Raw genomic sequence first — 8,689 nt, forward strand, 5'->3', positions numbered from 1 at the left:
GCTCGCGATCGTCCGCGCGCAGCGGCGCCGCGGCGAGGAAGGGTCTCACCAAGCCGGAATGTTCGTAGCACGACCGCCGTAATGGTCCGCTTGGGCGGCCACGCTCACACCAGCTCTTCGTCCAGCTGACCGTATCGTCGTGAGAGACCGTGGTGTCCACCCTCGAGGCGAGTTCCGCACAAGTGGAGCGGCCGTAGGCCAAATAGGTACACGGGCCGCGTGAGCGGCCTTCCTTTTCGAACGCGGAGGACGTGTCTGAGCAGCGAGGGTGGACACCAAGGTCTCCCCCGCGAGACGCCCAAGTGTACGAAGCGACGGCAAAGCCGAGCCCGCGAAGCCGAAGGCGAGCCAGGCCCGAGGTGCGAGGCCCGAGGTGCGAGGCCCGAGGTGCGAGGTGCGAGTTGCGAGGTGCGAGTTGCGAAAGAATGCCCGCCCAAAAGCCGAGCGGCCGGGCCCCGGTAATCCGCGAAGAACTAAAAGAAAGCCCGCATCGGCCGCCGCCATGGCGGCCGAGTCGTCTTGCATGCATCGACGACAGGCGACGCCCGTTGTGAATACGACCAACCGGCTTAAGATTTTTGCAGCGCAGCGTGACACCTCATCGCTTTGGCGTCTTAATCTGTCCCCAGGGGATTTAGATCGATCCAAGCTAGTGTGATTTGCATCACGTCGCAGCCGCGAAGGTGTGCATTGGCTTGGACTGGGGTGGGGAGGGCAGAGGGCTGTGCGCATCGTGCGCCACCCGGAACGTTGCCGCTTCCCGCCGGGCCTGTCTTGGGGAAGGGGAAGCCGCCACATGAAAGCAAGCACCACCTGTACGTCCATGAGCACCAGCCCGCGCGAAGCGCGCGTGACCGTGTTCATGAGGTCTTTTGACCGCGGCGCGGATCGTTGCCGCCGAGTTCCGCCTAGCAGTCAGTAGGCGGACATAGAGATTCTGTCGCTGCGTTGCCTCTCGTCCACTGACGACGGCAATCACGGGAAACGCTGCCCTGCGTTCGGTGCAGCGGGTCTTTCCGCGGCGCATCCAGGGGTATGAGCCACTCATCGTTGACGACCGCAGGTGCCGCCTGCCGCCGTAAATTTGGATCGATTGAAATGCGGGAAATAAGGAGGACGCATGCCGACATAGGTCGCGAATCTGCAGCAGTGATGTAACGGGGGATCATCGCGCCGACTTCAAGAACGGCGCACACCACTGAGGGAAATAAAAAGAAATGACTTATCTGCCACACATGCTCAAGCGCAAGCCGCTTTGCGCCGCGCTCGCCTCGGCCACCTTGTCGTTCGTCGGTTTCATGGGGGTCCCGACGGCGGCTTTCGCGCAGACATCCGCGCCCGTCACGACGACAGCGCCCGCGCCGGCACAAACGACTGATAGCTCGACGGCAACGAAAAACGATAAGGAAAAGAAGGCAGATAAGCAGAGCAACGACACCGCGGCCGGTCCAACGAATCTGGACACCGTCGTCGTCACGAGTTATCGCCAGTCGATCGACCAGAACGTGTTGGACAAGCGCGATGCGAACTCCATCGTCGAGGTCATCAACGCACAGAACATCTCGCAGTTCCCCGCGAAGAACATCGCCGATGCGCTTGCGCATGTGCCTGGCGTGGTCATCAGTCGCGAATCGGGTGAAGGCAAGACGGTCAGCATTCGTGGCCTCGCGCCCGAGCTGACGCTGACCGAATTGAACGGCAACTACGTGGCCTCGGCAGATACCTCCGCCGGCCTGACGCGCTCGTTCAACTACACGCTGATGCCAGCGAACATGTTCTCCGAGATCAAGCTCTACAAGAGCCTCGAAGCACGCCTGGACGAAGGCGGCATCGGCGGCAACGTCGACCTGCACACGCGCCGTCCGCTGGAAATGAAGGCGAATGATGGTTTTGTGTCCATCAATGCCGCGGGCTCGGACAACAGCAGCAAGAAGACCCCGCAGACCTCGGCCCTGTGGTCGTGGAAGAACAAGGACGAGACGTTCGGCTTCCTCGTCGCGGGTTCGTACCAGAAGCGTCGCGATATCGATTACACGGCCAAGGCCGACAGCTGGCACTGGTGGAGCAACGACTGTACCAGCCAGGCTACGTGTACCGCGCCGCCGACGGACGTGCATGGCAAGCCATACGGTCCCGACGTGGCGCCCAATCTCGACCTGTGGTCCGGCGGCGGTGTCGTCGACCAGGGTGGCAAGGTCGATTCGGGCTACTGGATGCCGCAGCAGTTCTCCACGAGTCGTAACGAGCTGGACCTGAAGACCAAGGGCGCCCAGGCGACCATGCAATTCAAGCCCATCGACCATTTGCTGCTGACGGGTAACTACTTTCGCTTCGAGCGGCAGCAGACCCAGATCACCAACACGCTGGAAGTGCCCGAGTGGGGCCTGCCGAGCAACAGCAATTACGCGGACCAGCAGGGCAGGTTGCTCGCACCCAATGGCCTGACGTTCGATCCGTCGCACACCATCGTCACCGGCGCGAACTACGTCCTGCCGCCGAAGGGCGTGGGTTGTAATTCGCTGACCAACCCGTCTACCGGCGCAGCGCGTCAAGCCGTGGATACCTGCTCCACCGAGATTCCCTGGCTCAATGGCAGCTACAACGTCGAGAAGGCCACCTCTCAGACCCTCAACCTCGAAGGCGAGTGGGACAACGGCGGCAGCCTCAGCGGGTCGTTCAACTTTGGCCGTACCTGGGCCACGGGCGGTCCGTCGGTGCAGTTGAGCATGGCCGCGAAGCCGCGCAACTTCGTCAATGGACAGTGGGTGGACGGCAGCAACGGCGCGGCATGGACCCTCAATGGCAAGCCGACCCTCACCGCCTCGCCGGACGTGCTCCAGAACATGCTGGCCGGCGCGGGGCAGGTGGATCTGGGCTCGACCGGTTCCAACATGGTCAATACCAGCAACTCCCAGAACTTCGCCCAGGCCGATCTCACCTGGGCCTTCGATTCGACCTGGTTCCAGTCGCTGCAGTTCGGTTTCAAGTACCGCGACAACCACGCTGAGCAGACGAACAACGAGCAGCGCTGGTACTGCAAGGGCACGACGCTGCAGTTCCAGACCTGCGATCCCAACGCCGGCCAGTTGCCCGCGGGCTTCCTCCAGGCGAATTCGCTCGACGGGACCAACGAGGCCTATAGCGATAGCACTTTCCCGGCGATCAATTACCCGGCGTACTACAACTATCTCAACCAGACCTACGACCGGGTTCTCTACAACCATCCCGATGACAAGTCCTCGATCCAGGAGAAGATCGCTGCGGCCTATGTTCAGGCCAACTTCGACACCGGCACCGTCCGTGGCAACGTGGGTCTGCGCTTCGTCAGCACAGGACAGGACCTCACGGTCGCCGACGAAATCACTACCAACAACGCGGACTACTACCACGACGCGGGCGGCAACATCCTGATCTGCCCGACCACCGGCAAGAATATTGCCGGCGGCGCCTGCGCGCCGGGTGACTTCCAGTACCAGCCACGCGAGGTGGCGGTCGTGCAGACGTTCGACAACAGCACCACGCGCAAGCGCTACAACAAGGCATTGCCTAGCTTCAATATCGCGTGGAACGTCCTGGACGACGTCGTCGTTCGCGCGGCAGGTTCGCAGGCGCTCGCTCGTGCTAACTACACCGATCTTGCCCAGTTGGGCAGCCTGACCAACTACACCCAGGCGTACTACGACGATCGCAAGCAGTTCGGCTCACCCCTGCCGGGCTGGTACGGCAGCGGTGCCAATGCGGACCTGAAGCCGTTCACCGCGACCCAGTTCGATCTGGCGACGGAGTGGTACTACGCACCGCATTCGGTGGTGGGTATCGATCTGTTCCAGAAGAAGGTGAAGAACTTCGTCGTACCGGTCACCGTCAACAACATCAATGTGGACGTCAACGGCACGCCGACGAACTTCATGCAGTACAGCACCAATGCCAACGGCCGCTCGGGTACCTCGAAGGGCATCGAGTTCTACACCCAGCACACGTGGGATTCGGGTTTTGGCTACATCGCCAACTACACGCTCAACCACACCACGGAAACCCCGGTTTCCCTGGGCGACACGCAGGTCGGCAAATCCGAGCTGATCGGCAGCGCCAAGTACGCGGCCAACGTGTCGGTGTTTTACGAGAAGAACGGTCTGCTGCTTCGCGCCAGTGACAACTTCACCGGCCGGACCATGCAGGGTCTGACGGCGGGCCTGCCGATTTATTCGGCGCCGTATCACCAGATCGACCTGAACGGTGATTACGAGTTCAACAAGCACTTCGTCGTGACCGCGTCGGTGATCAACCTGTCGAAGTCGACGCCGCACGAGTACCTGGGCAACGATACGACGGCACGACTGGTCAGCCTCGAATACGCGGGACGCCAGTACTACGTCGGTATCACGTACAAGTTCGGTGATGGTGGTTAAAGAAGGCCCAGCGGGGTCAGGTGCATAGCCTGGCCCCGCTTTCGTTTCCGTCCCCAGGAAAACAGCATGAATCTCCCGCACCCACGTCTTCATAGTCGCCACGCTCTCGCGGTGGCACTTTCGGTCTTCGCGCTCGGAGCGATCAGCGCGGTCCACGCCGACAACGGCAAACACGCGGCTTCGGCCACCTCATCCGTCGACGAAGCCAATCCGCTGGTCGGCACCGCGCCACTGGATAAGAAGGAGTTCATCGGCAATGCGCCGCCCCCCGGTGAACCGCTGTATTCGGGCATGACCTCGCCCGGTGCGAGCTTGCCGCAAAGCTCGACCGACGCCGCACCCGTCAATATCAATGCGGACCTGAGCTTTGCCACGGGCGTTCCCGTGGCCTATGCCTATGGGCGCCCGGCCATGATCGGTTTCACCGGTGGTGGCTCGACGTACGGCGCGCGCGCCGCGCCGATGATCATGCCCGTGGTGGGCGACTGGACCGTGCCGCCGGACTACGCCGCGTCCTATTACGACAAGTCGACCGAGAAGGCCTCTCCGGGCTACTACGCCGTCGATCTCGCCACGTTCCACACCCGCGCCGAACTGACGGTGACGCAGTGGACCAGCCTGATGCGCTTCACCTTTCCGGCGAGCCATCGCTCGAACGTTGTGGTCAATCTTCGTCGCGCGGGCGGCGATGTGGAAGTCGTCGGTGACCGCACGATCCGCGGTGTCGATACCGGCAACCACGGAAACCACGATGCGGACGGTCCGTACTTCGTGGCGGAGTTCTCGCGTCCTTTCGCTGCGTTCGGCACGTTCCACGCCAACGTCAACGACAAGGGCGAGGGCCTCGGTCATGAAGACGTGCAGACGGGCCAGCGCAAGGTGACCGGCAACTATGCCGGCGCCTATGTCACCTTCGATACCAAGGACGGCGATCAGGTACTGGTGAGGATCGCCCACGGCCACAGTGCGGACGAAGCCGACCAGCGGCTGCATGCGGCGGAGGGAGATTTCGACAGCGTGCACGCCAAAGCGCGCGCGGCATGGGCTCAGCTGTTCGATCGTGTCGAAGTCACTGGCGGTACGCCGAAGCAGCGTGCGCTGTTCTATTCGACGCTGTATCACTCCTTTGCAAGTCCGCGCGTGGTTGCGCGCAAGGGCGAGCAGTACACCGACGCCAACGGCCAACTCAAGGTTGCCGCGTACGATCTCTACAGCCCTGTGCCGTACTGGGACACCGGCCGCAACCAGATCGCGCTACTCATGCTGCTCCAGCCGAAGGTCGTGCAGGACATCATGCGCTCCGAGCTGGAGCGGGCGCGCGAACACGGTTACATGAACACCTCGTTCCACGGCGACCATGCCGTCTTCCTCTACGACGGTGCCATGCAGCGCGGTATTCCGTTCGACTATGCGGGCGCCTATGAAGTGCTGCGCAAGAACGCCACCGACCCGAAGGGCCCGCGCGGTTATCTTGCCGAATACGACAAGAATGGTTGGATCTCGGACATCGTTCCGCCGGGCAATCCCAGCCCGCCGTATGCCGGCGGCAAGGCCGGTGTCGCCACGACGCTCGAATACGCCTGGGACGATCATGCGCTCGCCGACCTCGCCAGGCGCGTCGGCAAGAAAGACGATGCCGAGATGTTCCAGCGCCGCGCGGCGAACTACCGCAACGTCTTCGATCCCTCGGTGGGCTTCTTCCGCGGCCGCACCGAAGACGGCAAGTGGATTTCGCCATTCGATCCGGCCGAGCCGTACTACAACTTCATGATGAAGGAAGGCTCGGGCTGGTCCACCCTGTGGCTCGTGCCGCACGACGTACAAGGCCTGATGAACCTGCTCGGCGGGCGCGATGCGTTCAATGCCAAGCTCGACACCTTCTTCAACACGCCCTACGCGCCCAAGGGCATCTGCCGCGATTGCACCGGGGTGATCGGCCAGTACGTGCAGGGCAACCAGCCCGACCAGCAGGCCGCGTATCTCTACGCATGGAGCGGGCAGCCCTGGAAGACGCAGGCGCTCACGCGCCGCATTCTCACCGACCTGTACGGCAGCGATGCCACCGGCTACGGCTATCCCGGCATGGACGACCAGGGCTCGACGTCGTCGTGGTACGTGCTCAGCGCCATGGGCTTCTACCCGGTCGACCCCTCCACGCCCGACTACATCATCGGCAGCCCTCTCTTCGACAGCGTCCGTCTGCACCTGGGTAACGGCAAGGTCTTCGAGATCGTCGCGCGCAACAACGCCGAGCGGAACATGTATATCCAGTCCGCTACGCTCAACGGTAAGCCGTGGACCAAGGCCTGGTTCAGCGATGCAGACATCGCGAACGGCGCGACGCTGGTACTCACGATGGGCCCCGAGCCAAGCAAGACCTGGGGCGCCGACCCGAAGGACGCACCGCCTTCCATGTCGGCCTCAGCCCCCGCCCCTTAAGGAACAACGCATGAAAGCCAACGCACGAAAGACCCTGTGGGAGCCGCTTCAGCGGCGATGCTTTGAGGCCCTCGCCATAGCCGCAATCGTCACCCCGATGGCTGTCGCCGCATCAGACAACAGGTCCGTCTGGAACGGAAAAGCAGCCCCCCTGGCAACCCCATGGACCTCCCAGGTATCGCCCACGAATGCGCTACCCGAGTACCCGCGCCCGCAACTGGCGCGCCCCTCGCTCGAACATCCCCAGTGGATGAGCCTCAACGGCCTGTGGCAGTACGCAGCGACAGACGGGAAGGGTGCACCGTCTTTTGGAAAGGCGCTGAAGGACCAGGTGCTGGTCCCGTACCCGATCGAATCGGTGCTCTCGGGCGTGCAGAAGCATTCGGACTTTATGGTCTATCGGCGGCTCGTCGATATCCCGGCCGCCTTCACGGAGCACGGCCAGCACGTGCAGCTGAACCTCGGCGCCGTGGCCCAGGATGCCACCGTGTACGTCAACGGCAAGGAAGTGGCGCACCATACGGGCGGCTACACCTCCTTCAGTGCGGACATAACACAGGCGCTGCAGCCGAGCGGCCAGCAGGAGATCGTCGTCGCCGTGCATGCGCCGGTCGACGGCGTTAACGTCATGGTCGGCAAGCAGCGACTGAAACCCGACGGCATCTTCTATACCGCAGCGTCGGGCATCTGGCAGTCGGTCTGGCTGGAACCGGTGCCGGCGACCCGCCTGGCGCAGCTGGACTTCACGCCGGCGTCCAGCCTGGATGCCTTTACCGTGACGTCGAAGCTGCAGGGCAACGCCGCAAACGCCACCCTGCATGTCACCGCCTATGCGGACGGCAAGTCGGTGGGCGAAGCGAGCGGTCCGGCCGGCAAGCCGCTACATCTGGTCATCGCGCATCCGCACCTGTGGAGCCCTGAGGATCCCTTCCTTTATAGCTTCAAGGCCACGCTCGCGCAGGGTGACCAGCGCGATGACGTGACCAGCTATGCCGGCATGCGCAGCATCGGCATCAAGAAGGTGGGTGGACTCAACCGCATCGTGCTCAACGGTAAGCCGACCTTCCTGCTAGGCACGCTGGATCAGGGTTACTGGCCCGACGGCATCTACACCGCGCCGACGGACGAAGCGCTCAAGTTCGACATCCAGAAGACCAAGGATCTGGGTTTCAACACGATCCGCAAGCACATCAAGGTGGAACCGGCGCGTTGGTACTACTGGGCCGACCGCATCGGCCTGATGGTGTGGCAGGACATGCCGGCGCTACCGAACGGGCACAACGACAAGCTCAGCGAGGCCGACRAAGCCGGCTTCCGCACCGATGTCACGGCCATCGTTGAGCAGCTCAAGGGCGAGACGTCGATCATCGGCTGGATTCCGTTCAACGAAGGCTGGGGGCAGTGGAGCATTCCGGCTGCTGCCGAGTTGGCTATGCAGATCAAGAAGCGCGATCCGTCGCGCCTGGTCAATGCCCGTAGCGGTGCCAACTGCTGCGACACCAAGGGTGATCCGAAAGCCGGCGATCTTATCGACATCCACGATTACCAGGGTCCGGGTCTTCCCGCGCCGGATGCGACGCGAGCCTCGATGGATGGTGAGCACGGTGGTCTGACGCTGGGTGTCCCCGGTCATGTGTGGCCGAACACGCCGATCAACCCGTATGGCGAAGTGAAAGACAACGCCGCGTTGAACGAGGGCTATGTCGCCAACACGGCCGTGCTGCGCGACAAGGGTCCGGGCATTGGCGTATCCGGCAGCGTCTATACGCAAATCACCGATGTCGAGGGTGAGCACAATGGTCTGTACACCTACGATAGGAAGATCGAGAAGGTGGATGAGG

General features: G+C 62.7%; 3 protein-coding genes. All 3 read left to right on the plus strand.

Annotated elements, in window-relative coordinates:
• Positions 1-1,217: 1,217 nt before the first annotated feature.
• Positions 1,218-4,409: a TonB-dependent receptor gene (locus tag AC1DSN_RS14205; RefSeq protein ID WP_477296877.1), complete on the plus strand. Its 3,192-nt coding sequence runs from the start codon at positions 1,218-1,220 to the stop codon at positions 4,407-4,409.
• A gap of 66 nt (positions 4,410-4,475) precedes the next feature.
• Positions 4,476-6,848 (plus strand): GH92 family glycosyl hydrolase, encoded by a 2,373-nt coding sequence (locus tag AC1DSN_RS14210; protein ID WP_477331250.1) that lies wholly within the window; start codon positions 4,476-4,478, stop codon positions 6,846-6,848.
• Positions 6,849-6,858: 10 nt separating this feature from the next.
• The coding region (locus AC1DSN_RS14215) for a glycoside hydrolase family 2 protein (RefSeq protein WP_477331252.1) at positions 6,859-8,689 on the plus strand (1,831 nt) is incomplete at its 3' end.

Source organism: Luteibacter sp. P4_D7_3 (assembly GCF_056401735.1).

What these genes read in the sequence shown, in the direction of transcription:
- AC1DSN_RS14205 (WP_477296877.1), top strand. Translation starts at nt 1,218, where the DNA reads ATGACTTATCTGCCACACATGCTCAAGCGCAAGCCGCTTTGCGCCGCG.
- AC1DSN_RS14210 (WP_477331250.1), top strand. Translation starts at nt 4,476, where the DNA reads ATGAATCTCCCGCACCCACGTCTTCATAGTCGCCACGCTCTCGCGGTG.